This window comes from Nonomuraea sp. NPDC050022 (genome assembly GCF_044460705.1).
Taxonomy (GTDB): Bacteria; Actinomycetota; Actinomycetes; order Streptosporangiales; family Streptosporangiaceae; genus Nonomuraea.
The window spans coordinates 613,745-637,322 of the sequence record NZ_JBITKE010000008.1 but is presented as its reverse complement, the minus strand read 5'-3'; the positions used below and the strand labels follow the sequence as shown (position 1 = coordinate 637,322).

The following is a 23,578-nucleotide window of genomic DNA, read 5'->3' as shown; positions in this document are numbered from 1 at the left end:
GCCGGTACTTGTGACCTGGAGCAGTGGCAAAGGCGGTCAGGCCCCGTGGGTCACGGTCCAGGGTCTCGATCGCCATCCACCACGGCGTGACTCTGACCTTCGGGGTGGACGATGTGGAGCCCGCTTTGCACGCGGGCTGGAGTGTCGTGCTGAGCGGTCGGGCCGGAGTCGCCACCGACGTCGAGGACGTCTGACTCGGACTCGCGGCGTCTAGAACGGGAGGGGCCGCCCGGACAGAGCATGACTCTCAGAGGTTGTGGATGCGGCGGCCCGTGATCTGGTGCGGGACGATGCGGATGTACAGGTGGCGCTCGCCGCCCGCCCACGGGGTGACGTCGGATTCGGTGACCTCTGACAGTTCGTCGGGGGATATGTGGTGGGCGGGGCCCTGTATGAGGACGCTCCATCCCTCGCGCTGGGCGTCGTCGATCCGGTCCACCTCGAATCCGACCTTGATCTCCACGCCGTCAAGGCCGGTGCGCAGGTCCTGGTCCATGGGGCCGCCGGATGCGGTGCGGAAGACGATGGAGCCGTCGTGCAGCTTGTAGTTGACGGGCAGCACGGTGGGGCCGTGGGAGCCGTTGAAGGCCACCCGGCCGATGCCGCCGGGCTCGATCAGCTTGAGGCATTCTTCGGAGTCCAGGCTCTCCAGCGTGGCAGCCGCCTTGGCTCGGCCGCGGCCGGGAGGCCGATCGACGCCTGCGCCGAGGAGGTCGTCGGCGGTGGTCTCCAAGGCTCCGGCCAGGCGGTATATGGCTTCGGCGGTGGGCGTGCCGGGCTGCTCCTCCAGATATTGCAGGTAGCCGGGTGAAATGTCCGCGCGTTCGGCGACCTGTTCGACGGTCAGACCGAGTCGTTCGCGGTGATGGGCGATGCGACGTCCGAGGTCGCCGGTGGCTGCCATGATCGTGTCTCCTTGTTCGCTGGTGAAGGTCAGTCTTGCCACGCCGTTGCTGCGTGCCTGCCGGTGGTCGGCGTCGATGAAGAGCTCGGAGCCGCGGAAGCGGATCGGCATGGACAGCACACCGGGCCGGTCGGGAAGCAGCGGGTTGAGATGCAGGCCGTCGCGGTGGATCTCCAGGCCCAGGTAGCAGCGCTCCAGTCGCGTGAGGTCACCAAGGCCACGGTCTTGGTCAGCGTGGCGCGTACGTCCGGCGCGAGGTCGAGCACATGTTCTGTACCGATCCGGTCCCTTCCGCGGATCACCTTGCGGGCGGGGGCGGCGTCGGTACGGGAGGCGAGCGCCACGGTGATCTGGGAGGAGCGGGTCACGGCGGTCAGCCAGGTGAGGCCGTGCTGGTCGCCGGTGTCATGGCCGGTGAGGTGGTCGCCGCGCAGCTCGCGGTAGCGGGCCAGGCCGCTGTTGGTGACCCTGCCGTCCAGGGCGGCGCGGACATGGAGCGGGCCCGACCAGTTCTCGGCGGTGAAGGTGGTTTCCAGCGCAATCGTGTGGGCCGGGAGGCCAACCCCCAAGCGACAGCAGCCCAGGCCACCGCGCGGATGGAGCCCGACCCGACTGGAACCCCCCGCCCTTGGCGGCGAGGAGCGCTTCAAACAAGCCATGCCAGGACGCTACCCGTGGCGGGGCCGGACGGAACACGACTGCCAGCCCGCTGTCGAGGTATCGCCGCAGGTCAGGAGGTCGCCGTGGTCGACGTCGACCGGCGAGTTCGGCGGCCGGGCGACGCGGTGGACGGGCCACGTACGGGCCATAACCGAGCCGGATGATCATTTGGGGGTGGCCGCGCCGGTGATGCGGGTCCCTGCGGTGGCGCATGTCGCGCAGGTCCAGGGGCTGGTTGAGGAACGACGCCGACAGTCCGTGCGCGGTGGCCACCAGCAGCACGCGTTGTAGTGCCTGTCCGGCTCGCAGCCAGTCGAGCGGTCGATCGCCGGGAGTGGTGAGCACCGCGAGGTGAGGACGGCGTTCGAACAGCGCCTCACCGGCGCGGCGCCCGAAATCCCGCGTTGGCGCCGGGTCCTTGAGGGGACGTGGCCCGTGCACGTAGCCCGGGACGCCGTCGAAGCGCGCCCCCGGCATCGTCCACGCGGCCAGTTCCGCCTGGTAGCCGTGGTCTCGAGCCAACTCGTCCTCGGCCATGGCGGCATACTCGAGCGTCTGCCCCACACCGCGCCGGTCGAGGAGCAGCAAGTGCGCCCCCTCGCGAGAGGCGGCGATGCGCCGCGCCGCAGCTCACATGCTGGGACCGCCCTCGCGGGTCGCTCACCCGCAGTCGCCGGTCGGGATCGGTCCGCAAACTGATCTCCTCACCGGACACGGTGAAGCGCCACGGCTGGGTGTTGAGCACGGAAGGCGCCTGACCGGCCGCGACGAGCAGCCGCCTGGCACCGAGTTCGGTGGCGAGTGATGGGGACATGACGCACCTCCCGCCACCCACGCTGTCGCAGGTGCCGCGCCCTCCGGCAGTGCCGTACGGCCTCGGCCTCGGTACCGAAGGTCCTGGCCATGGGGTCCGCGGCGATCGTTCAACGAGGGCTGATGTCTCTGACGGGGCGAGGCCTTCGGCGCAGATGATCATGCGGCTCGGGATCACCTTCGATGACAAGGAATCGGGCCGCTGGCCACTGTCCGACGTACTGGAGTGAGAGCCGAGCACTTATCGACCCGCGGGAGATGGACGTGGGCGCGTCTCGGGGTAAAACTGATCTTTATGATGGAAGGTGAGCATCGCCCGTTGATGCCGAATATGCGGCTGGATGAGTTGCTGGCCGAGCTGCAGGTGCGGCTGAATGCCGTGCTGTCCACCCGGGACCGGGTGCACGCGCTGCTGGAAGCCGTCGTGTCGGTGGGCAGCGATCTGGATCTGGAGACGGTGCTGCGCCGGATCGTGGAGACCGCGACCAAGTTGGTGGACGCCAGTTATGGTGCGCTGGGCGTGGTCGGGCAGGAGAACACACTCCTGCAGTTCATCCCCGTCGGGTTGAGCGAGGAGGAGATCGCCCGCATCGAGCACTGGCCGCACGGGCTCGGCCTGCTCGGGCTGCTGATCAAGGATGCCCGGCCGCTGCGCCTCGGCCGTATCTCCGATCATCCCGAGTCCTATGGCTTTCCTCCCGGTCACCCGCCGATGGGCACCTTTCTCGGCGTGCCCGTACGGGTGCGCGATGAGGTGTTCGGCAACCTGTATCTGACCGAGAAGCGCGGCGGTGGCGAGTTCGATGAGGAGGATGAAGCGATCGTCATCGCGCTGGCCACGGCCGCCGGGGTCGCGGTGGAGAACGCCCGGCTGTTTGAGGAGACTCGGCGGCGCGAGACCTGGCTGCAGGCCTCCTCGGAGGTCACCACCAGCCTGCTGTCCGGGGCCGACCCGCGCGAGGTGCTCACGATGCTGGCGACCCGTGCCCGCCAGATGAGCGACGCCGACCTGGTGAAGATTCTCATACCGGAGGAGAGCGGCCAGTCGCTGGTGGTGCGGTACGTCGACGGCGAGCACGCCGAGCAGGTGGCGGGCCTGACCTTCGATCTGACGGCCACCGCGGCCGGCCAGGTCTACACCTGCGGTGAGGCCGTCTCAGCGCAGGACCTGCACGAGACGAACTCGCCGTTGCGTCATCTGGGCTTCGGCCCCGAACTGCTGACGCCTCTGGGCATGGGGGAGAAGGTACGTGGCGTGGTGGCAGCGGCGAAACGGTCGGGCCGGCTGCCGTTCAGCGCCGCGGACCTGCGCATGCTGGGGGCGTTCGCCGGGCAGGCCGCCATCGCGCTCGAACTGGCCGAAGCCCGCCGGGACGCCGAACGCCTCGGCCTGCTCGAAGATCGCGACCGTATCGCCAAGGATCTGCACGATGTGGTCATCCAGCGGCTGTTCGCGATCGCGATGACGCTGATGAGCACCGTCCGGCTGGTGGACAAACCTGAGGCGTCGAGCCGGATGCGGCATGCGATCGACGAACTGGACGAGACCATCCGGCAGATCCGTTCGACCATCTTCGCCTTGCAGGGGTCGCACGAGACGGCCGAGCCGAGCCTGCGCGCGCAGATCGTGGAGTTGGTGGAATCCGCTCGTGGCCATCTCGGCTTCATGCCGGGCCTGCTGATGGAGGGCCGGCTCGACAACCGCGTGCCTGAACCCGTCGCCGAGCATCTACTGGCCGTCCTGCGCGAAGCGCTGTCCAACCTGGTCCGCCACGCCAAGGCCTCCAAAGCTGATGTTTCCGTCGAAGTGGCGGATGACGTTCTCACGCTGGCCGTTCAGGACAATGGCGTCGGACTGCCCGCCGGTGGCAGGCGAAGCGGCCTGCGCAACCTGCAGGAGCGTGCCACCGGGCTTGGGGGGTCCTTCGACGTCATCTCTCCAGAGGCCGGTGGGACCGCTCTTCGCTGGAGTGTTCCTCTCTGATGCGCTCAGATTCGCCGTCGCACTTTGGACGAAGGCCCGTCATTCTCGCCGATCTGCCGGTTGGTCAGCCCCTCGCCGATCAGGTCGAGGGTGTCGCGCTCCTGATCGGACAGCGCGAGTACCCCGGTGGAGGTCACCGGCCGGCGCATCCAGCGGCCCGCCTGACCGTCCAGATTCGGCAAGCAGTTCGCCGACGGTGCAGCCCCACAGCATAGGCACCCCGGGATTTCGTCCCTGCGGCACCGCCGAGGAGCCGGGCGAGAGCGTCACCGCGGGCGATGTCATGCGCTCGGCGGCCGTGTCACCCACGGCCTGCCGCCGGAGGCCGCCGACTTCCTGCGCCATCAGATGGCGTAGCCGCGCGCGCAGCGGCGGTTGGTAGGCGTCGTCGTACGAAGTGCCGAAAGTCCCGCCATGGCGGGTCGTACGGCACTGCCCGCCGATCACTGGAGACGGTGTGATCGAGGCGTGAGAAGAGCCGCCAATCCGCACTGAAAGGGGGCCGTCATGGCCACCACACGTTCAACCCCCATGAACGTCGACACGAGCGACAGCGCCACTCGCCCGGTCGATTATGTCTGGGCGATCGCCCGGATCTCGATCGGCTGGATCTTCCTGTGGGCGTTTCTGGACAAGACCTTTGGCTGGGGCTTCGCCACCCCGGCCAACCGCGCCTGGATCTCCGGCGGCAGCCCCACCACCGGCTTCCTCAAGGGCACCGGCGAGAACGCGCTCGGCGGCTTCTTCAGCTCCCTGGCCGGACAGCCCTGGGTGGACTGGCTGTTCATGCTCGGCCTGCTTGGCATCGGCGCGGCACTCATCCTCGGCGTCGGCCTGCGGATCGCCGCCATCACTGGCAGCCTCATGCTGGTCCTCATGTGGGCCGCCGAACTGCCCCTGGCCAACAATCCCTTCATGGACGAACACCTCATCTACGCCGTCGTCCTGGTCGGCCTCGCCCTGGCAGGCGCCGGCACCACGCTCGGCCTCGGCAAGCTACCCATCGTCCAGCGCAACCCCTACCTCAAGTAGCGGATGCGTCGATGCCCACCCTCCAGCCCGAGGGCGGGCATCGCACTGTGTCGGCACATACCCGCTCACGGATCGGGCACAACGGCGAGCGCCCGGGGACCTTGTGCCCTGGCCGCCGCGCCGGCACGGGACGACGCTGGGGGCACATCGACGCACGCGGAGGTGGAGACGGTCATGGCCGATCACATGAGCCCGCTGGATGCGGTATTCCTGGATCTCGAAGACGAGGAACCCGAGGTGTCCATTGCGACTGCATCGATCGCCGTCTTCGAAGGACCGGCGCCCGCCAAGGAGGAGTTCCTCACGGCCATGGGAACCAGGCTTCGGCTGATGCCGCGCTATCGTCAGAAGGCCCGCCAGGTGCCGTTCGACCTTGGCTCGCCGGTCTGGGTGGACGACCCCGCGTTCGATCTGACCTATCACGTCCGGCGGGTGGCCCTTGCCCCACCGGGGGACGATCCGGTGCTCCACGAGCGGATCGGCGACATCATGTCGCAGCGACTCGATCGAGCCCGGCCCTTGTGGGAGTACTGGGTGATCGAAGGCTTGTCCGGCGGCCGGTGGGCGCTGTTGTCGAAGGTGCACCCTTGTCTGGCTGACGGGATGTCCGGCACGTACCCCAATCAGGCGATCTTCGACAAGTCGCCCGCAGGCGGGGCGGAGCCACCGCAGGACGTGTGGACTCCAGGCCCCGAGCCGTCCACTCTGAGCCTGGCCGCTGGCGCGCTGCGCGACCTGCTCCTCAGTCCGCTCGAACAGGCACGCATGATCGGCCGGGCGCTGGCCGCACCACACGCCACCATCCGGCGTGTCGCGGACACCGCGCGTGGTCTGATCGCTCTGACCGGTGCGCTGTGGCCCGCGAACGCCTCCACCCTGACCGGCCCGATCAGTGCGTACCGGCGTTACGCCGTGGCCCGCGCGTCGCTGACCGATGTCAGGAAGATCGCCCACCGGGCGGACGTCACCGTCAACGACGTGGCACTGTCCGCGATCAGCGGCGGTTTCCGCTACCTGCTGCTCCAGCGCGGCGAGGAGCCGCACGCGCGCGCGGCGCGTTCGCTGGTCCCGGTGTCGGGACGTGCCCGCGGCGAGGAGGGCGGGTATGAGAACCGGGTTTCGCTGATGCCGGCGTTCCTGCCGGTGCACGTGGCCGACCCGGTCGAGCGGCTGCGCGTCGTGCACGAGCACCTCGCCGAATTGAAGGCGAGCAGACAGGCCCAGGTGGAGGAGGCGATGGCCGCGCTGGCGGGGCACGAGCCGTTCTTGCCCATCTCCTGGGGGTTGCGGCTGGCCGCCCACCTGCCGCAGCGCCACATCGTCACGGTCACCACCAACGTGCGCGGGCCGCGCGAGCCGCTGTACTTGCTCGGCCGGCGGGTGTTGGAGATCCTCCCGTACGTACCGATCGCCTTGCGGCTGCGTACCGGCGTGTCGATCTGCACGTACGGTGATCAGATCACTTTCGGTGTCACCGGCGACTACGACAGCGCGCCCGAGGTCGAGCCGTTCGCCCGCACCATCGAGAACGAACTTCAAGCGCTGAGCCTCGCTTGCCGCCCAAACCCCGCCCTGGCGGTGGTCACGCCGCTGCGTTCCAAGGGTGCCCGGCCACGAAGGGTGGCCAAGCGTCCATCGACTGGCACGAAGGCGCCTCTGCGTCCGGCTACGACAAAGCCCCGCTGACGAGATCACCGCGCGGCAGTTCCTGCTCGCCGACACCACAGCGGTACGTCAACCGCGCCGCCGCGACTCGCGCAGCAAGGCGACGGTCGAGGGGAAGGCGGCCACCCCATGCTCGGTGATCTCCCGGACGAACGGTGCGTCCTTGGCGCTCACTCGTTACTGGGGCGAACAGGGTCCTTCGGCTCTTGCCTGACGGACTTCCGGCCCTGCACCGAGGCTGTGTGAGCGGGTGGGATGGAGAGGTGACGGAGGAGGGAAATCATGATCGTCGTTGGGGTGGATGGCTCGATGACCGCGCGGGCCGCGGTGGAGTGGGCGGTCAATGACGCTCTGCGGATGGGGGAGTCGTTGCGGATCGTGCATGCCGTGGACCGTTCGCCGTATCAGATCGGCAGGTTCCCCAATGCCGCGGTGCCTGACGCGTTGTTGCGGGAGGGGCAGCGGATTCTGCGGGAGGCGCTGGCGCTGGCTCATGAGCGTCAGCCTGAGGTTGAGGGTGGTGCATGCCTGGCAGTTGCCGGTGCATGCGTTCGCGCCGGGGGTGCCGTACGAGATGGATGAGGTTCGTGGCGCGCAGCAGCAGATCGTCCGTGATCGGGTGGGAATGTTCACGGGGGGTTACCCGCAGGTGACGGTCATTGAGGACGTCCAGCCGGCGCCGCCGGTGGAAGCGCTCACCGACGCGTCCGCCGGAGCCGATCTGCTGGCGGTGGGCTCGCACGGCCACGGCACGGTGAGCGCGCTGCTGCTCGGCTCGGTCAGTCGCGGCGTCCTGCACCACACCCGTTGCCCGGTGGCGGTGGTGCGCGCATAGAGGCCCTGTGCCGACGGGAAGTCGACCCGCAACCAAAGCCCGGCGGCCGCCGGAATCCTCGGGGTGGACAGGTGCTTCGAAACCGGCGCTGAGCAGAAGAATCACGCGGGGCTGTCTCGCTCACCGGAACAGGACCGTTGAACGAAACCGGACATTGGCCTGATTATCACCCAATGTCCCTTATCTATCCGTCGTCGTCTCGCCTCCCCGCCCCCGATGCCGACGGTGAACCCCAGCTGGTGGCGATCGCCTACCCGGCCGAGCCCGACGGCTCGGCGAACAGCGTGCTGGGCAAGGTACGGCTGATCCTCGAGGCGTTCGGCCCGGATGACGAGAGTCTGGGCCTGTCCGAGATCGTCCGCCGCACCGGCGTCGCCAAGGCGTCGGTCCACCGGTTGGCCCAGGAACTGCTGCAATGGGGCCTGCTGGAGCGGCGCGGCTCCGAATACTGGCTGGGCATGCGCCTGTTCGAGATCGGGCAGCGCGTGCCGCGCCAGCGGATCCTGCGCGACGCGGCGCGGCCGTTCATGGAGGACCTGTACCAGGCGACAGGCGAGACCATCCATCTGGCGGTGCTGGACGGGCTGGAAGTGATCTACCTGGAGAAGGTGTCCGGTCACGGTCAGGTGTCCAAGCCGTCGCGCATCGCCGGACGCATGCCGCTGCACTGCACGGCGACCGGCAAGGCCCTGATCGCCTTCGGCCCTGGGGCGCTCTTCAGCGATGTCGTGGCCACCTCGCTGGCGCGCGTGACCCCCCGTACGATCACCGCGCCCAAGTTGCTCGCCCAGGAGATCCAGCAGGCGCGCAAGGTCGGGTACGCCATCGAGCGGGAGCAGACCCGCGTCGGCTATCTCAGCGTGGCCATCCCGCTCACCGGCGCCACCGGAACGGTGGTCGCGGCGCTGTCGGTGACGGCGCCGACCTTCCGCGCCGACGTCAACAAGTACGTGGGGCTGCTGAGCATGGTGAGCAGGCGCATCACGAAGTCGATCATGGTCGCCGACGGCGGCAGAAGCTGACACCCCCCGACCGGCCAGCCCATCAGGAACGTCTACAAGGCGCTTTCGATCGGGGATTCCGTCAGGAACATCGTCACGATCTCGGCCACTTCCGCGGCTTTGTGCTCCATGAGCGGGATCATGCCGCCGTCGACCACGGCCGACGTCACGCTCGGCGCCCCGGTGAGGTTCTCCCGGAGCGGAGCCATGGCCGGCAGCGCGAACGGGTCCGCCGCGGCGCCCAGCAGCAGCACGGACGTCTTGACCGAGCCGATCTTGTCCTCCATGTAGTAGCGCGCGCACGCCCGATGCCCCTCCGCGGGATCGACCCCGGGCGCCAGGGCGTCGTGCACGAACCGGTCGAGCAGGCTCGTGGCCGGGTCGGGATAGTACGGCTGCCGCAGCCGCCAGAGCGTGAGCAGATGGTCGCCGCCGGGGGCGTGCGCGGCCTCGTCCACCCCCGGACCGTCCGCGTGGGACCGGCGGAATCGGGAGTCGGTCCACGGGGTCGACGACAGGACGAGCAGCCCGACCCGCTCCGGCGCGGACGCCGCCAGCTCGACGGCCACCACGCCGCCGGTGTGGTGGCCCAGGACGTCGGCGTACTCGATGCCCAGGGCGTCCAGCAGGGCCAGCGCGCCGGCCGCGAAGAGTTCGATGGTGTGGGGCGCCGGGGCCTTCGCGCTGGCCCCGAAACCGACCATGTCCATGGCGATGACGCGCCGGTGCGGCGCCAGGAGGGGGATCAACTCCCGGAACTCGTCCCAGGATCTCGGGGTCTGATGCAGCAGCAGGAGAGGGCGGCCCGCGCCCTGCTCGGCGTAGTGCAGCTGGCCGAACGGCGAGTCGGCGTACCCGAATCGAAGGGGCGGCGTAATGTCCAAAACGTCCTCTTATGTCGGCCGGAGGTAAGGTTGGCTTTTCCATCCGGAGTCTTGCCGGGCGCATCGGCGATCACTACCGGAGGGGACCGGTGACCGGACCGGCGTGAAGGAGTCCCGATGTCGTCACAGATGTTCGCTGAGGCGTCCGGCTCCGGCGATGACGCGGACTATCCCAACTCGGTTCTCGGCAAGGCCCAGCTCCTGCTCGGCGCCTTCGAGTCGGGGGCCTTCGAGCTCCGGCTCAGCGAGCTCAGCCGGCGCTCAGGGGTGCCGAAGGCGTCGGCGTACCGGCTCGCGCAGGAACTGGTGCAATGGGGGCTGCTCGAACGCAGAGGGGACGTCTACCAGCTCGGCATGCGGGTGTTCGAGCTGGGGCAGCGGGTGCCGGTGGCGGCGGTGCTGCGTCGCGTGGCCCGGCCCCTGCTCACCGACCTGTTCGCCGCCACCCGGGCGACCATCCACCTGGCGGTCCTCGACGGCGGTCATGTGCTGTACGTGGAGAAGGTCGCGGGTGAGGCGAACGTCCATACGCACTCCCTGGTCGGCGGGCGACTGCCCGCGTCGTGCACGGCGACGGGGAAGGTGCTGCTCGCGACGTGCCCCGACAGGGAGGAGCGGCTCCGCCGCCTCGCGCTGACCGGCTGGCCGTCCCTGACGCCACGGACGGTCGGGTCCGTAGAAGACCTGCGGCGGCAGCTTGAAGTGGTCCGGGAACGCGGGTACGCGGTCGAGACGGAGGAGATCCTGCTGGGGTTCGGCAGCATGGCGGTGCCCGTCGCGCGCGCCGACGGAACGGTCGTCGCGTCGGTGTCGGCCGCGGCCCCGCTTGCGCGCCTGGTGACCAGGCGGCTGCTGCCCGAACTCCGCTCGACCGCCGCGGGCATCTCCCTGGCCATCGACCGCCGGACATGACCTGGCCGAAGCGCGTCTCCCGAGGCTCAGGCGACGCGGCCTCGGCCCGTCTCCGGAGGCGGACCCGGCCCGCCTCCGAAGAGTGACGCGGTCCCGGCCCGGCCCTGCTTCAGAAGAGCTCAGGCGACGCGGTCCCGGTCGGCGGCGAGTTGGAGGGCCACGTCGATGATCATGTCCTCCTGCCCGCCGACATACCCCGCCTCGCCGACCCGCTGCAGGATCTCGTGCGCGGGCACGCCGTACCTCAGCGCGGCCCGTTCGGCGTGCAGCAGGAAACTGGAGTACACCCCGGCGTACCCCTGGGTGATCGCGGAACGGTCGGCGAACGGCAGGCGCGGCAGGAACGGCTTGACCACGTCCTCGGCGGCGGCGAGCGCGCCTTGGACGTCCACGCCGGTCGGGACGCCGAGCCGTTCGAAGGTGGCGACCAGCACCTCGGTGGGCGCGTTGCCCGCCCCGGCGCCGAGCGCGCACAAAGCGCCGTCGATCTGGCGGGCGCCGTTCTGGGCGGCCAGGACCGAGTTGGCCACGCCGAGGGACAGGTTCTGGTGGCCGTGGAAGCCGACCTGCGCCTCCTGGCCGATCTCGGCGACCAGCGCGCTGACGCGCGCCTGCGCCTCGCCGAGCACGAGGGCGCCGGCGGAGTCCACCACGTAGACGCACTGGGCGCCGCCGTCGACCATGATCCGCGCCTGCCTGGCCAGCTCGGCCGGGCCGATGCGGTGCGACAACATGAGGAAGCCGACGGTCTCCATGCCCAGGTCGCGAGCGGCGGCGAAGTGCTGGAGGGAGACGTCCGCCTCGGTGCAGTGGGTGGCGATCCTGGCCACCGACGCGCCCGCGCCGTGCGCCTGCTTGAGGTCCTCCACCGTGCCGAGGCCGGGCAGCAGCAGTACGGCGATCTCGGCGGAGACCGCCTCGTCCACCGCGGCGGCGACCAATTTGATGTCGTCCTCAAGAGAGAACCCGTAGTTGAAGGACGAGCCGCCGAGACCGTCACCGTGCGTGACCTCGATCACCTCTACCCCGGCCTGGTCCAGGGCGTGGACGACACCACGTACCTGCTCCTCGGTGAAGCGGTGGGCCATCGCGTGGCTGCCGTCACGCAGGGTGGAGTCAGTGATTCTGATCTTGTCGGTCACGCGGAGACCTTTCCGAGCGCGAGCTGCTCGCCCACGCGGGCGGCCGCGGCGGTCATGATGTCGAGGTTGCCGGCCCACGGCGGCAGGTAGTCGCCGTTGCCGCGGACCTCCAGGAACACGGCCACGCGGGCATGACCGTTCCAGACCTCGCGCGGGCCGTCGAACTGGGGATCGGCGCGCAGGGCGTATCCGGGCACGTACGCGGCGACGTCGGCCACCATCGCGTGGATCGAGGCGGCGATGGCGCCGGTGTCGGCGTCGGCGGGGATCGCGCAGAACACGGTGTCCCGCATGATCATCGGCGGGTCGACCGGGTTGAGGATGATGATCGCCTTACCGCGGTCCGCGCCGCCGACCTGCTCGATGGCGCGGGCGGTGGTCTGGGTGAACTCGTCGATGTTGGCCCGGGTGCCCGGCCCGGCCGAGCGGGAGGCGATCGAGGCGACGATCTCGGCGTACGGCACCGGCACCACGCTGGAGACCGCGTGCACGATCGGGATCGTGGCCTGCCCGCCACACGTGATCATGTTGAGGTTGGGCACGTCCGACAGACCGGCCAGGTTCACCGGAGGGCACACGAACGGTCCGGCGGCGGCGGGCGTCAGGTCGATGGCCTTGATCCCGGCCTCGGCGTAGCGCGGGGCATTGGCCAGATGCGCCTTGGCAGAGGTGGCCTCGAAGACCAGGTCCGGCAGCCGGTCCTGGGCCAGGAGCCAGTCCACGCCGCCCGCGGACGCCTCGACGCCGAGGGCGCGGGCGCGGGCCAGGCCGTCGGAGGCCGGGTCCACCCCGACCATGGAGTGCACGTCGATCGCTTCGCTGCGCAGCAGCTTGACCAGCAGGTCGGTGCCGATGTTCCCGGGGCCGACGATGGCGGCGCTCAGCCTGGTCAAGCGATCTCCTCCTGGAAACGGGCGGTCACGGTGCCGATCCCGGCGAAGGTGGCGCTGACGATGTCCCCGGCGGTGACCGGGATGGCCACGGTGATCGATCCGGGCAGGACGACGTGCCCCGCCTCCAGGGCGACACCCTGCTCGCCGAGGGTGTTGGCCAGCCAGACCAGCGCGTTGAGCGGAGAACCGAGTACGGCGCCGCCCGCCCCGGTCTGGACCAGGTCGCCGTTGCGGTGCAGCAGGCAGCCGGCCAGCGCGAGGTCCACGGTCTCCAGCCGGATCGGGCGGGTGCCGAGCACCACGCCGCCGCTGGAGGCGTTGTCGGCGATGGTGTCGGCCAGGGTGATCCGCCAGTCCGCGATCCGGGAGTCGATGATCTCCAGCGCGGGCAGCAGGAAGTCCACCGCCGCGACGGCCTCGGCCGTGGTCACCCCGGGCCCGGACAGTGGACGCTTGAGCACGAAGGCGATCTCCGGCTCGATCCGCGGCTGCAGGAAGCGGCGGGTGTCGATCGGGGCGCCGTCCAGGTGGAACATGGAGTCCAGCAGGTGTCCGTAGTCGGGCTGGTCCACGCCGAGCTGGCGGCGCATCGCCGCCGAGGTCAGGCCGACCTTGTGACCTTTGACGACCGCGCCGTCCGCGACCAGGGCGTCGATCTGGTGGCGCTGGACGGCGTACGCGTCCGCCACCGACAGCTCCGGATAAGTGGTGGTAAGTGGCTGGATCGGGTCGCCGGTACGGTACGCCGCCAGCAGATCGGCGGCGGCCTTCTCCACGGAGCCTGGCTCCACAATCGCTCCTCTCGCAGTTCTTGACATGGGTCGTTCGGGAGTGCCGACGCGGCCGGAAGGGGGCCGCGCCGGCGCTGGGTCTACGAGGGGGCTGGGTCTACGAGGGGAACGCGCTGTGCATCCAGCGGGCCGACACCTGCGCGCTCTCGTAGGGGTCGGCGATGTCGGGACGGTCCACCTCGACCATCAGCCACCCGTCGAAGTCGCCGGGCAGGTTGGCGATGATGCCGGGCAGGTCGAGCTCGCCCCGGCCGGGTTCGACCCACAGCCCGGCGAGGACGGTCTGCTGGTAACCCCAGTCCTTCTCGCGACCTTCGGCGGCGACGCTGAGCCGGCAGTCCTTCACGTGCACGAACGGGATCCGCTCGGCGTAGTCCTTCACGAACCGGCCGACGTCGGCGCCGGCCCACGCCAGGTGCCCCGTGTCGGGCAGGAAGCCGAGCCGGGAGGCCGGAATGGCGTCGAGCACCGCCCGGCCCTCCTCCTCGGTCTCGATCCAGGTGCCGACGTGCGGGTGCAGCGACGGCCGGACGCCCTCGGCGGCCATGGCGTCGGCGATCCGCCCGATCAGCGCCGTCACCGCCTCGACGCGGGCGTCGTCGGCGTCGTACGCCTGCGCGGGGTGCGCCACCCGCAGCTTGTCCTTGCCCATGCCCATGCCCAGGCCGATCTCGGTCATGCCGAGCCGGGCATGCTGGCGGGCGGTCTCGGCGGCGCCGGCCACGACGTCGTCCTCGGTGCCGTCCCTCCCGTCCGAGCGGCAGACGAAGTAGCCGGGAGCGAGCGTCAGGCCGGTCTCGTCCAGGAGCGCCTGGTACTGCTCCACGGTCCAGCCGGCCGGGACCTCCGCCATGACGACGTCGAATCCGGCCTGCTTGATCAGGGACAGCCGCTGCTTCGGCTCGGGCGCGAGGGACGGGTCCAGCCATCCGTCGTCGCTGGCCATCCATTGGATCGGGTTGAGCGCGATCTTCGGTGTGCCGGACATATGGCTTCCTTTCAATAGATGGGGGGTCAGGATTTGGGGGCTAGTTCGCCGGCGAAGTGGCAGGCGGCCCGCTGGCCGGTGGCCGTGAGGGTGAGCTGGGGGTCGACCTCGGTACAGATCGTCCGCTCCGGATTCGCCAGCGGGCCGATCGGGCACCTGGTACGGAACCGGCAGCCGGAGGGCGGGTTCGCCGGGCTGGGCAGATCACCGGGCAGCACGATGCGCTCGCGCGAGCGCGCCGAGACCGTGGGGACGGGCGACGACGACAGCAGGGCGGCGGTGTAGGGGTGCTGCGGGTTGCCGTAGACGTCGGCGGCGTCGCCGTGCTCCACGATCCGGCCGAGGTACATCACCGCGACGGTGTCGCTGAGGTGACGTACGACCGACAGGTCGTGGGCGATGAACAGGTAGCCGAGCCCGAGTTCGTTCTGCAGCTTCTCCAGCAGGTTGATGATCTGCGCCTGGATCGACATGTCCAGCGCGGAGACCGGCTCGTCGAGGATGAGCGCGCGCGGCTGCCGGGCCAGCGCGCGGGCGATGCCGATGCGCTGGCGCTGGCCGCCGGAGAACGCGTGGGGGTAGCGGTCGAGGTACTCGGGGCGGAGCCCGACCTGCGTCATCAGCGATCGTGCCTCGTCCTCGCGCTCCCGCCGGCCGATCCCTCTGAACGCGAGCGCCTCGGCCAGCGACTGCCGGATGGTGCGGCGCGGGTTCAGTGACGCGTACGGATCCTGGAAGAGGTACTGCACCGAGGAACGGACCCGGCCCAGATTCTCCTCGCCCAGCGCGCTCACGTCGGCGCCGTCGATGAGGATCGAACCGTCGGCGACCTGGTTGATGCCGACGATGCTGCGCGACAGCGTCGACTTGCCGCAGCCGCTTTCGCCCACGAGCCCGAGCGTGCGGCCCTGGTGCACCGTCAGGCTTACCGAGTCGACCGCGTACACGGGTGGTTCGCGGTGGAACAGTCCGCGCCGCCGGGATCCGACGTCGACCTTCAGGTCCCGTACCTCCAGCACCGCCGTGGCCACAGGGGGAGCGACCTGCTCGGTCTGTACGGTGACGGTGGGGACAGCGGGGCCGGGATCGTGGACCGAGATGTCGACGGCCCGCTGGGCGACGAAGCAGGCCGCCGCCTGACCGGCGTCACCGATCTGGAGCAACGCCGGTGGCTCCTGCTCGCAGGCTTCCTCGGTGAAACGGCACCGAGGGGCGAACGGGCAGCCGGGTGGCGGCGCGGCGGGATCGGGCGGCGCTCCCGGGATGGCGGGCAGCGGCTGGCCGATCCGGTCGTCGTCGAGGCGGGGCATGGCCGCCAGCAACGCCGCGGTGTAGGGATGGCGCGGACGCTCGAAGACCTGCTCGACGGTGCCCTTCTCGACCGTGCGGCCGCCGTACATGACCACGACGTCCGTGCAGAGCTCGGCCACCACGCCCATGTCGTGGGTGATGATCGCGATGGCGATGCCCAGCTCGGTGCGGAGCCTGGCCAGCAGGCGCAGGATCTGCGCCTGGATGGTGACGTCCAGAGCCGTGGTCGGCTCGTCCGCGACCAGCAGCGCGGGGTCGTTGGCCAGGGCGATCGCGATGACGACGCGCTGGCGCATGCCGCCGGAGAACTGGTGCGGATAGTGGTCGATCTTCGTCTGGACGTCGGGGATGCCGACCTGCTCCAGGAGCTCGATCGCGCGCTCGCGCGCCGCCCGCTTGTCGACGCCGTGGACCGTCATGGCCTCGACGATCTGGTCGCCCACCTTCATGACGGGGTTGAGCGCGGACTGCGGGTCCTGGAAGACCATCGCCACCTTGCTGCCGCGCCGCCGCCGCATCTCGCGTTCGGGCAGCGTGAGCAGGTCCTCGCCGTCGAAGCGGATGGAGCCGGCGACGACCTCGCCCGGCGGGCGGAGCATGCGCATGATGGAGCGCGCCGTGACCGACTTGCCGGAGCCGGACTCGCCGACGATGCCCAGCACGTCGCCCGGGTAGATGTCGAAGCTGACGTCGTTGACGGCCTTGACGCCGCCCTTCTTCAGGCGGAACTCCGTACGCAGGCCCTCGACCCGCAGGAGCGGCACGCCCTTGGAAGTCGGCAGCGGTGACTCGGTGGTGTTGGGGGAGGTCATCGGCGGTTCACCGCCTCGTTGAGCGCGTCGGACAGCAGGCTGAAGCCGATCGCGAGCAGGAGAAGGAGCAGGGCGGGGCCGATGATGTACGTCGGCGCCTGGGTGACGAAGCGCAGGCCGTTGTTCAGCAGCACGCCGAGCGAGGGCGTCGGCGGCTGCACGCCGAGGCCGACGATGCTCAGCCCGGCCTCGATGTAGACGCCGACGACCATCCAGACGGCGCCGTTGACGACGATCGCGTCCATCGCGTTCGGCAGGACGTGGCGTACGAGCAGCTGCCAGCGCGAGACACCGATCACCCGGGCGGCCAGGACGTACTCCCTGCTCTGCTGGCTCAGCCACGCGCCGCGGGCCAGTCGCCCGGCGGTGGGCAGGCCGCTGATCAGGATCGTCAGGAAGAGCGCCGGCCAGCCCGGCTGGAGGATGGCGACCAGGCAGATCCCCAGGATCAGGCCGGGGAAGCCGATGATCACGTCGAGCAGTCGCTGCACGGCGGCGCCCAGGCGTTCGGAGATCGCGCCGGTCAGACCGAGCAGCGTGCCGATCGCCATGCTGAAGGGCACCGCGGTGAGGATGAGGCTCAGGTCGATGCGCAGGCCGTAGACGCTGCGGACGAAGATGTCCCGGCCGAACTCGTCGACGCCGAAGATGTGCGCGCCCGACATCCCGGTCAGCGACTGCGGGCCCTGCTGGTCATAGCCCCCCGGGAACAGCACGGGCGCGAGCAGCGCGGCCAGTCCCAGGAGGAGGAGCATCGACAGCCCGACCACGCCCTTCGGCGTACGGAAGGCGGACAGGTAGCGAGCCAGGGTCGGGTTCAGCCGCCGGCGGGCCTGTGGCGGCGCCGCGTCGGAGGTTGCCAAGGGGCCAGATGTCAGGGGAAGGTCTGCCATCCCTACTCTCCCAGTTTGATGCGCGGGTCGAGGGCCGCCAGGACGACCTCGGTGAGGATCTGACAGATCACCGCCACGAAGACGATGGCGAGGATCAGTACCTGCAGCACGGTGAAGTCGCGGGTCTGCACGCTGGAGACGGCCAGCTGGCCGAGGCCGTTGCGGTTGAAGATCGCCTCGATGATGACCGCGCCGGCCAGCAGGTTGCCCACCTGGAGCCCGACGGCGACGACCGCCGTGCCCACGCTGTTGCGCAGCACGTGCCGGACGGTGATCCGTGCGGCCGACGCGCCCTTGCTCAGGGCCAGGTCGACGTAGTCCTCGTTCTTGGCGGCGAGCATCTCCGCCTGCAACAGGCGGGCGACGACCGCCGCCGAGGGCAGGGCCAGCGCGATCGCCGGCAGGATCAGGAACTGGAAGCCGATCACTGGATCGTCGACGAAGCTGACCTCGCCGCTGACGGGCAGCCAGCGGTTCAGTACGCCGAAGACGAGGATCAGCCCCAGCCCGGTGAGGAACGACGGGATGGCGACGAAGAAGCTGTTGATCAGGTCGAGGCCGGCCCGCGCCCAGCGGCGTCTGGCCGAGCCGACCAGGACCCCCAGGAGCGTTCCACCCAGGATGACCAGCAGCGTCGCGAACACCGACAGCTCCACGGTGCTCTTGAGCCGGTCGCCGATCAGGCTCGCGACGCTGCGGTGCAGGAGGTAGGACTCTCCGAGGTCGCCCTGGAGCAGCCCGGCGATCCAGTCCCAGTACTGGAGCACGAGGGGCCGGTCCAGCCCCAGCTGCTCCCGGATCGCGGCGATGGTGGCCGCGGTCGGATCCGTGCCGGCGAGGGTGACGGCGACATCCCCCGGTGCCAGGCGAGGCAGGGCGAAGGCGACGATCGAGCTCGCGAAGAGCACGAACACCAGCGATGGGATCTTGCGTATCAGGAACCGGACCATCGTCTCGATACCGCCAGTCGGTCTATAGGTCGATTACTTGGACAGCCAGGCCCGGCTGATGTCGAGGAAGCCCATCTGGGTCGGCGCGAGGCCGTTCAGGGCGTTGGAGCGCACCGTGAGGGTGGGGCGGGTGATCAGCGGGAGCACGAACGCCTGGTCGGCGAAGTAGGCGCTGTAGTCGTGGAGCGCCTTCTGCTGGTCGGGCGTGGTGCTGGCGGTGGTGACCGCCTTCACGAGCTTGGTGTACTCGGGGCTCTTGAAGTGCGAGACGTTCTCGTCCGCCAGCAGCTCCGGGCGGCTCACGACGGCGCTGGCCGGGGAGAGGCCGTTGCTGTTCATCATCAGGAAGGCGGGCGTGCCCATGTCCTTGGCCGCGACCTTGGCGTCATAGTCGGCCGTGGCGATGACCGGCTTGGCCTCCAGCCCGACGACGGCCAGGTTGTTCTTGACGATCTGGAAGACTCCGGTGGCCTCGGGCGTGTTCAGCATGGTCACCTCGAACGAGGTGCCCGCCTTCACACCCGCCGCGGCCAGCATCTGCTTGGCCTTGTCCGGCTGGTAGGTGTACTGCTTGGTCTGCGCGGCGTCATAGCCGATCGTGGAAGCCCGCCACGGCAGGTTGGTCGCCTGGGCCTGCCCGCCTTCGACCTGCTGCACGATGCGGTCGCGGTCGATCGCGTAGTGGATCGCCTGGCGCACGGCCTTGTTGTCGAACGGCGGCTTGGTCACGTCGAATCCGAGCGGGATCGCCGCGCCGCCGGAGGACACGAGGGAGAAGCCCGGCTGCTGGCTCAGGCTTCTCGCGTCCAGCCCGGCCAGGCCGACGCCGTACTGGACCCGGCCGCTGCGGATGGCCGCGACCATCGCCGTCGGGTCCTTGATGAGGTTGACCTCGATGCTGTCCAGACGGGTGTTCTGGACATCGCGGTACTTGGCGTACTTGCTGAGCTGGAGCTTGCCGCCCGGCGTCCACGACTTCCACTCGAAGCGCCCGGTGCCGTCCACCTTGGTGCCGGCCGCGTAGTCGGCGTAGGCGTCCTTGTTCGGGATCGGCATCGTCTCGAAGAGGTCGAAGATGTTCGGCAGCGGCTGCTTGAAGGTGAGTGTCAGCTCGTAGTCGCCCTTGGCCTTCATCTCGGAGATCTGCGCGGCGATCGACTGGTTGGCCGCCCCGGTCTTCGGGTCCTGGACCTTCTCGATGGCGAAGGTGACGTCGGCCGCGGTCAGCTTGCGGCCGCTGTGGAAGGTCACGTCGTCGCGGAGCTTGATGTCCATGCTCTTGCCGTCGGGAGCCAGGGTCCACGACTTGGCCAGGACGCCGTTGGGCTGCCCGGTCTTGGTATCGATGAGGGTCAGCGTCTCGAAGACGGCGTACTCCCACAGGATGTTGCCGAAGGAGGTCTTGAGGAAGGAGCCCGGCTCGGCTTCGGTGGTCTGCCCGACGACCAGGTTGCCGCCCTGGCTCACCGGGCCGGCGGACGCGGAGTTCCCCGGGGCGCCCTGGGTGGCGGCGCTGCACGCGGCGGACGCGAGCAGCGCCGCGCCGGCGGCGCTTGCTGTGAGCCGGCGGCGCCAATTCGTCACTGACATCGATATTCCTCGAGACGTTCTGGGGGGTGGGTATGCCGGGGTGTCGGGAATTGTACAGTCGGCCCGATTTGTCCCCTGGCGAGGAGCATGGTTCGCGACTCAGGCAGGCACAACCCGCCGCTTTTAGTTTTGTTCCCGTCATAAAGGGAGCGTTTTCGGTACGGCCACACCATCCGTAGCCGAGGACGGCCGAGATGATCACCAGATGCCGAACGGGTGTCGGCAGCGTGATCGCCAGGCATTCGCACCGTCGCGTCACCGTCCTTCAGGTGGTGGCCTCACACCCTAGGACCGGAGGATTCCGACGTACCCCCGCACCGGTTCGCTCACCGGAACAGCCCATTCGTGGCCCCCGGCCCGGCTCACCGGTTCACTGACCGAGACGGGGCGCCACGCCGGTCGGCCGGAGCCGGGTAGCCTCCGGGCTCATGCCCCTGACATACGCGTTCATCGAGTACGGCGGCCCGGACGTCCAGCGTTTCCTGGACGTCCCCGCGCCCGAACCGGGCGACGGCGAGGTGCTCGTCGAGGTGCGCGCGGCCGGCGTCAACCCGGTGGACTGGAAGGTCCGTGAGGGCATGCACCGTGCCTTCCTGCCGCTGCGGCTGCCCGCGACCCTCGGCCGCGAGGTCGCGGGGACCGTGGTGCGGACCGGCCCCGGAGTCGTCGGCCTCGCCGCCGGTGACCGGGTCTTCGGCAGTACGGTCGGCGGCAGCGGCGGGTACGCCGAGCTGGCGCTACTGCCTGCGGCAAAGGCGGCGCGCATGCCGGACGGGCTGTCGTTCACGGACGCGGCGGCGCTGCCGATCGCGGCGGGCACCGCCTATGAGAGTCTCGCCGAGCTCGGCCTGGCCCCAGGGCGGAGGCTGCTGATCCTGGGCGCCGGTGGGGGAGTGGGCACGATCGCGGTCCAGCTCGCGGCCATGGACGGAGTCGCCGTCGTGGGCACCGCGAGCGCGGCGAAGCGCGCCTTTCTCCAGTCCCTCGGCGCCACGGCGATGGCCTACGACCGCGACGACGTCGCCGACCGGCTCCGCGACCTGCTTCCGGCGGGCGCCGACGCCGTGCTCGACCTGGTCGGCGGTGACGCGCTGCTCGGGGTCGCCGGTGTGATCAGCGAGCGGACGCGGGTGACCACGGTGGCCGACGAGAAGATCGCCGCCCGCTTCGGCGCGCGCCCGCTGAAGCGGACCGGTGGTACGGGGACGCTGCCGGCCTTGGCCGAGCTCGTGGCCGCCGGGAAGCTGGATCCGTGCGTTGGCCGGGTGTTTCCGCTGGCCGAGGCGGCTGAGGCGCTGGCGTTGGTGGAGTCCGGTCACGTGTCCGGCAAGGTCGTGCTCGACGTCGCCGGGCGTCGCTGAGCCTCACCTACGCTTTCGTCGGCGGCTCGTTGACAGTCGTGCTCACCACTCCGCGCAGAGTCGTTCGGTCACGCGGAAGGCCAGAGCCATGATCGTCAGGACCGGGTTGACGCCGCCGTTGGTGACGTGCACCGAGGCGTCGACGACGTAGAGGTTGTCATGGCCGTGGACCCGGCCCCACCGGTCCACGACCGACGTCCGCTCGTCGTCGCCCATCCGGCACGTACCCGACTGATGCTGTCCGCCGTGCAACGCCAAGGGCACCGGTCCGCTCCACGTCCGGCGCGCGCCCGCGGCGACGAGCCATTCGCCGGCCCGTTCCCGCAGGTGGGCGGCGGTCCGCAGGGTCTCGGGATGAGTCGTGCCGGACAGGCGGGCGACGGGGATGCCCCAGCGGTCGCGTACGTGCCGGTCGAGCCGGGTGCGCGCGTGCGGGCTGGGGATCTCCTGGACAGGTCCCCCCACACGCATGACGCGGCGGTAGTTGTCACGCATGTACCGCTTGTTGAGCGCGCCCCAGCGGGGCAGGTCCGGCGGCAGGTTCCGCGCCCAGAAGGCGATGGGCAGCACCGTGAACTCGTCCGCGAGCATCGCCCCGCCGACGACCCCGTCGTTGTGATGCGCGAAGTCGAGCGTCGCGACCGAGACCCCGGGGCCGCGTCCGTCGTGCACGGGCTCGTCCATCTCGGCCAGCGCCCACACGTAGGCATGGCCCTGCAGATGCCGCCCCACCTGATCGTGGTTGTTGCCCAGCCCGTACGGCTCGCGCCGGGTCGGTGAGTTCTGCAGCAGCCGGGCGGTCTCGATCGCGCCGGCGGCGCAGACCACCACCTCGGCCTCGACCACGTGACGTGCCCCCGAGCGGTCCACCCAGCGGACGCCGGTGACGCGGCCGGCGGCATCGCAGATGACGCGTTCGGCGACGGCCTCCGGCCGCAGCCGGGCGTGGCCGGTGGCGAGGGCGCGACGCAGGACGGTGTTGTGCGAGCCGTTCTTGGCGTCCACCGGGCAGGCGAAGCCGACGCAGTGCTGGCAGCGGGTGCAGGCGGCCCGCCCGGCGTACGGCACCGAGTTGATCAGCAGGGGGATCGGTAGCACGTCCCAGCCGAGGGCGGCCGCGCCGCGCCGCAGCGCCCTGGCCTGTAGGCCCTCGGGAAGCGGGGGCATCGGGTACGTCTTCGCGCGCGTCCAGTGCCGGCTGCTCGCCGCGTGGTCGCCGCACACCCCGATCTCCCATTCGGCGCGCTCGTAATGGGGTGCCAGGTCGTCGTAGCCGATGGGCCAGTCGGCGAGGCTGCTGCCCGCGGGGACGCCGTACGTGCCGGCCATCGTGAAGTCGGCCGGCAGGAAGCGCCACGCCTGGGCCCCGTAGAGCCGGGTGCCGCCGCCGACCAGCGTGGCGTTGCCGTGGAAGCCCGGCTCGTGTGCCCGTACCAGATGCTCGCGGCCCATCATGTCGACGGCGACGCGCGGGCTCCCCTCTAGGTCCGGTCCGGAGCGGTGCGGATAGCGGGCGATCCGGTGATTGCGCAGGTGGTCGCGGCCGATCTGCTCGTAGGTGAGGTCGCGACCGCGCTCCAGGACGAGCACCCGCTTGCCCGCCTGGGCGAGGACCGCGGCGGCCACCCCGCCCCCGGCGCCCGACCCGATCACCACCGCGTCCACCCGCTCGCCCCGCCCGGCGTCTTCCCGCATCAGTCGCTCACCTCGAACCCGATCAGCACCGCGACCGCCGGCATCAGTCGCTCACCTCGAACCCGATCATCCGCCATGAGACGGCGTCGCGGTTGCCGCCATTGCCCGGATCACCGTAGAAGCCCTCCATGACGTGCTCCACCACCGTGCTGACGAACGTCGGCGCGTCGAACGGCCATGGCGTGCGCGTCTGCCCGGCTTCGACGGCGCGCAGCAAAGCCTCCCGCCGGTCGGGTTCGAGGAGGTCGAACCGCGCGCCGTACGTCTGGCCGGCCTCGGCGTCGAGGGCGTCGAGGCCGGCGCCGTAGTACGCGCGCAGACCCGCCAGGTCGCGCCCGAACTGCCCCTCGAGGTAGTCGAGGACACCGGCCTCGACGCCGCCCGGATGCTCATCGGCGGGGACGATCGTGTCGACGACCGCGCTCAGGGTCGCCACCTGTGAAGCGGTCAGGTTCGCCATCA

Annotated in this window: 21 protein-coding genes and 1 pseudogene; 8 read left to right on the top strand and 14 right to left on the bottom strand. The window is 70.1% G+C overall.

All coding sequences use genetic code 11. From position 1 onward, the window contains the following. Positions 1-247: 247 nt before the first annotated feature. Both ACIBO2_RS35155 and ACIBO2_RS35150 read right to left on the bottom strand, forming a co-directional pair. On the bottom strand, positions 248-1,015 hold the full coding sequence (locus tag ACIBO2_RS35155) for a pyridoxamine 5'-phosphate oxidase family protein (RefSeq protein ID WP_358552444.1): 768 nt from the start codon (positions 1,013-1,015) through the stop codon (positions 248-250). 101 nt (positions 1,016-1,116) lie between these two features. Further along, a pseudogene (locus ACIBO2_RS35150) lies at positions 1,117-1,563 on the bottom strand (hypothetical protein); the annotation flags it as partial. Between the two features lie 1,109 nt (positions 1,564-2,672). Between ACIBO2_RS35150 and ACIBO2_RS35145 the strand changes: the two are divergent. Next, positions 2,673-4,361, top strand: coding sequence for a GAF domain-containing protein (locus ACIBO2_RS35145; protein ID WP_397302546.1), 1,689 nt, complete (start codon positions 2,673-2,675; stop codon positions 4,359-4,361). Positions 4,362-4,366: 5 nt separating this feature from the next. Here the strand turns inward: ACIBO2_RS35145 and ACIBO2_RS35140 are convergent, their stop codons facing one another. Further along, a complete protein-coding gene (locus ACIBO2_RS35140; protein ID WP_397302543.1) occupies positions 4,367-4,543 on the bottom strand; it encodes a hypothetical protein in 177 nt (58 codons plus the stop codon). A gap of 325 nt (positions 4,544-4,868) precedes the next feature. Between ACIBO2_RS35140 and ACIBO2_RS35135 the strand changes: the two genes are divergently transcribed. The 5 genes from ACIBO2_RS35135 (at position 4,869) to ACIBO2_RS35115 (ending at position 8,915) form a co-directional block, all read left to right on the top strand. Next, positions 4,869-5,393: a hypothetical protein gene (locus ACIBO2_RS35135; RefSeq protein ID WP_358552424.1), complete on the top strand. Its 525-nt coding sequence runs from the start codon at positions 4,869-4,871 to the stop codon at positions 5,391-5,393. Positions 5,394-5,567: 174 nt separating this feature from the next. Continuing rightward, on the top strand, positions 5,568-7,079 hold the full coding sequence (locus ACIBO2_RS35130) for a wax ester/triacylglycerol synthase family O-acyltransferase (protein ID WP_397302540.1): 1,512 nt from the start codon (positions 5,568-5,570) through the stop codon (positions 7,077-7,079). 261 nt (positions 7,080-7,340) lie between these two features. Further along, positions 7,341-7,640: a universal stress protein gene (locus ACIBO2_RS35125; protein ID WP_397302537.1), complete on the top strand. Its 300-nt coding sequence runs from the start codon at positions 7,341-7,343 to the stop codon at positions 7,638-7,640. Then, a complete protein-coding gene (locus ACIBO2_RS35120; protein WP_397302534.1) occupies positions 7,633-7,893 on the top strand; it encodes a universal stress protein in 261 nt (86 codons plus the stop codon). Before ACIBO2_RS35125 ends, ACIBO2_RS35120 begins: the two co-directional genes overlap by 8 nt. Positions 7,894-8,066: 173 nt before the next feature. Then, on the top strand, positions 8,067-8,915 hold the full coding sequence (locus ACIBO2_RS35115; RefSeq protein WP_358552416.1) for an IclR family transcriptional regulator: 849 nt from the start codon (positions 8,067-8,069) through the stop codon (positions 8,913-8,915). Between the two features lie 32 nt (positions 8,916-8,947). Here the strand turns inward: ACIBO2_RS35115 and ACIBO2_RS35110 are convergent, their stop codons facing one another. Beyond that, positions 8,948-9,778 (bottom strand): alpha/beta fold hydrolase, encoded by an 831-nt coding sequence (locus ACIBO2_RS35110; protein WP_397302531.1) that lies wholly within the window; start codon positions 9,776-9,778, stop codon positions 8,948-8,950. 117 nt (positions 9,779-9,895) lie between these two features. Between ACIBO2_RS35110 and ACIBO2_RS35105 the strand changes: the two genes are divergently transcribed. After that, positions 9,896-10,690, top strand: coding sequence for an IclR family transcriptional regulator (locus ACIBO2_RS35105; RefSeq protein ID WP_358552412.1), 795 nt, complete (start codon positions 9,896-9,898; stop codon positions 10,688-10,690). 119 nt (positions 10,691-10,809) lie between these two features. Here the strand turns inward: ACIBO2_RS35105 and dmpG are convergent, their stop codons facing one another. From dmpG to ACIBO2_RS35065, 8 genes are all read right to left on the bottom strand, one after another. Further along, the gene (dmpG, locus tag ACIBO2_RS35100) at positions 10,810-11,832 is read right to left on the bottom strand and encodes a 4-hydroxy-2-oxovalerate aldolase (RefSeq protein WP_358552410.1); all 1,023 of its coding nucleotides are present in this window, start codon (positions 11,830-11,832) and stop codon (positions 10,810-10,812) included. Beyond that, entirely contained in the window at positions 11,829-12,725 is an 897-nt protein-coding gene (locus ACIBO2_RS35095) for an acetaldehyde dehydrogenase (acetylating) (protein WP_358552408.1), read from the bottom strand. Before ACIBO2_RS35095 ends, dmpG begins: the two co-directional genes overlap by 4 nt. Then, entirely contained in the window at positions 12,722-13,516 is a 795-nt protein-coding gene (locus tag ACIBO2_RS35090; protein WP_358552406.1) for a 2-keto-4-pentenoate hydratase, read from the bottom strand. The genes ACIBO2_RS35095 and ACIBO2_RS35090 overlap by 4 nt, the downstream gene beginning before the upstream one ends. Before the next feature lie 97 nt (positions 13,517-13,613). After that, complete coding sequence (locus tag ACIBO2_RS35085) at positions 13,614-14,504, bottom strand: sugar phosphate isomerase/epimerase family protein (RefSeq protein ID WP_397302526.1); 891 nt, start codon at positions 14,502-14,504, stop codon at positions 13,614-13,616. 26 nt (positions 14,505-14,530) lie between these two features. Then, complete coding sequence (locus tag ACIBO2_RS35080) at positions 14,531-16,627, bottom strand: dipeptide ABC transporter ATP-binding protein (protein WP_397302524.1); 2,097 nt, start codon at positions 16,625-16,627, stop codon at positions 14,531-14,533. Continuing rightward, positions 16,624-17,490, bottom strand: a complete 867-nt coding sequence (locus ACIBO2_RS35075) for an ABC transporter permease (RefSeq protein WP_397302521.1) — start codon at positions 17,488-17,490, stop codon at positions 16,624-16,626. Before ACIBO2_RS35075 ends, ACIBO2_RS35080 begins: the two co-directional genes overlap by 4 nt. Positions 17,491-17,522: 32 nt before the next feature. Further along, positions 17,523-18,470 carry an ABC transporter permease gene (locus tag ACIBO2_RS35070; RefSeq protein ID WP_358552398.1) on the bottom strand — a complete coding sequence of 316 codons (948 nt, stop codon included), beginning with the start codon at positions 18,468-18,470 and terminating at the stop codon, positions 17,523-17,525. 33 nt (positions 18,471-18,503) lie between these two features. Beyond that, positions 18,504-20,060 (bottom strand): ABC transporter substrate-binding protein, encoded by a 1,557-nt coding sequence (locus tag ACIBO2_RS35065; protein WP_397302519.1) that lies wholly within the window; start codon positions 20,058-20,060, stop codon positions 18,504-18,506. Between the two features lie 428 nt (positions 20,061-20,488). Between ACIBO2_RS35065 and ACIBO2_RS35060 the strand changes: the two genes are divergently transcribed. Beyond that, positions 20,489-21,421: an NADP-dependent oxidoreductase gene (locus ACIBO2_RS35060; RefSeq protein ID WP_358552394.1), complete on the top strand. Its 933-nt coding sequence runs from the start codon at positions 20,489-20,491 to the stop codon at positions 21,419-21,421. A 42-nt stretch (positions 21,422-21,463) separates the two neighbouring features. On the opposite strand, the gene ACIBO2_RS35055 is transcribed toward ACIBO2_RS35060, so the two are convergent. Beyond that, entirely contained in the window at positions 21,464-23,116 is a 1,653-nt protein-coding gene (locus ACIBO2_RS35055; RefSeq protein WP_397302516.1) for a GMC oxidoreductase, read from the bottom strand. Between the two features lie 43 nt (positions 23,117-23,159). Beyond that, the gene (locus tag ACIBO2_RS35050; protein ID WP_397302513.1) at positions 23,160-23,576 is read right to left on the bottom strand and encodes a gluconate 2-dehydrogenase subunit 3 family protein; all 417 of its coding nucleotides are present in this window, start codon (positions 23,574-23,576) and stop codon (positions 23,160-23,162) included. Positions 23,577-23,578: the final 2 nt, after the last annotated feature.

What these genes read in the sequence shown, in the direction of transcription:
- ACIBO2_RS35125 (WP_397302537.1), top strand. Translation starts at nt 7,341, where the DNA reads ATGATCGTCGTTGGGGTGGATGGCTCGATGACCGCGCGGGCCGCGGTG.
- ACIBO2_RS35085 (WP_397302526.1), bottom strand. Translation starts at nt 14,504, where the DNA reads ATGTCCGGCACACCGAAGATCGCGCTCAACCCGATCCAATGGATGGCC.
- ACIBO2_RS35135 (WP_358552424.1), top strand. Translation starts at nt 4,869, where the DNA reads ATGGCCACCACACGTTCAACCCCCATGAACGTCGACACGAGCGACAGC.
- ACIBO2_RS35115 (WP_358552416.1), top strand. Translation starts at nt 8,067, where the DNA reads ATGTCCCTTATCTATCCGTCGTCGTCTCGCCTCCCCGCCCCCGATGCC.
- ACIBO2_RS35070 (WP_358552398.1), bottom strand. Translation starts at nt 18,470, where the DNA reads ATGGTCCGGTTCCTGATACGCAAGATCCCATCGCTGGTGTTCGTGCTC.
- ACIBO2_RS35060 (WP_358552394.1), top strand. Translation starts at nt 20,489, where the DNA reads ATGCCCCTGACATACGCGTTCATCGAGTACGGCGGCCCGGACGTCCAG.
- ACIBO2_RS35120 (WP_397302534.1), top strand. Translation starts at nt 7,633, where the DNA reads ATGGATGAGGTTCGTGGCGCGCAGCAGCAGATCGTCCGTGATCGGGTG.
- ACIBO2_RS35105 (WP_358552412.1), top strand. Translation starts at nt 9,896, where the DNA reads ATGTCGTCACAGATGTTCGCTGAGGCGTCCGGCTCCGGCGATGACGCG.
- ACIBO2_RS35080 (WP_397302524.1), bottom strand. Translation starts at nt 16,627, where the DNA reads ATGACCTCCCCCAACACCACCGAGTCACCGCTGCCGACTTCCAAGGGC.
- ACIBO2_RS35145 (WP_397302546.1), top strand. Translation starts at nt 2,673, where the DNA reads ATGATGGAAGGTGAGCATCGCCCGTTGATGCCGAATATGCGGCTGGAT.
- ACIBO2_RS35050 (WP_397302513.1), bottom strand. Translation starts at nt 23,576, where the DNA reads ATGGCGAACCTGACCGCTTCACAGGTGGCGACCCTGAGCGCGGTCGTC.
- ACIBO2_RS35130 (WP_397302540.1), top strand. Translation starts at nt 5,568, where the DNA reads ATGGCCGATCACATGAGCCCGCTGGATGCGGTATTCCTGGATCTCGAA.
- ACIBO2_RS35055 (WP_397302516.1), bottom strand. Translation starts at nt 23,116, where the DNA reads ATGCGGGAAGACGCCGGGCGGGGCGAGCGGGTGGACGCGGTGGTGATC.
- ACIBO2_RS35065 (WP_397302519.1), bottom strand. Translation starts at nt 20,060, where the DNA reads ATGTCAGTGACGAATTGGCGCCGCCGGCTCACAGCAAGCGCCGCCGGC.
- ACIBO2_RS35155 (WP_358552444.1), bottom strand. Translation starts at nt 1,015, where the DNA reads ATGCCGATCCGCTTCCGCGGCTCCGAGCTCTTCATCGACGCCGACCAC.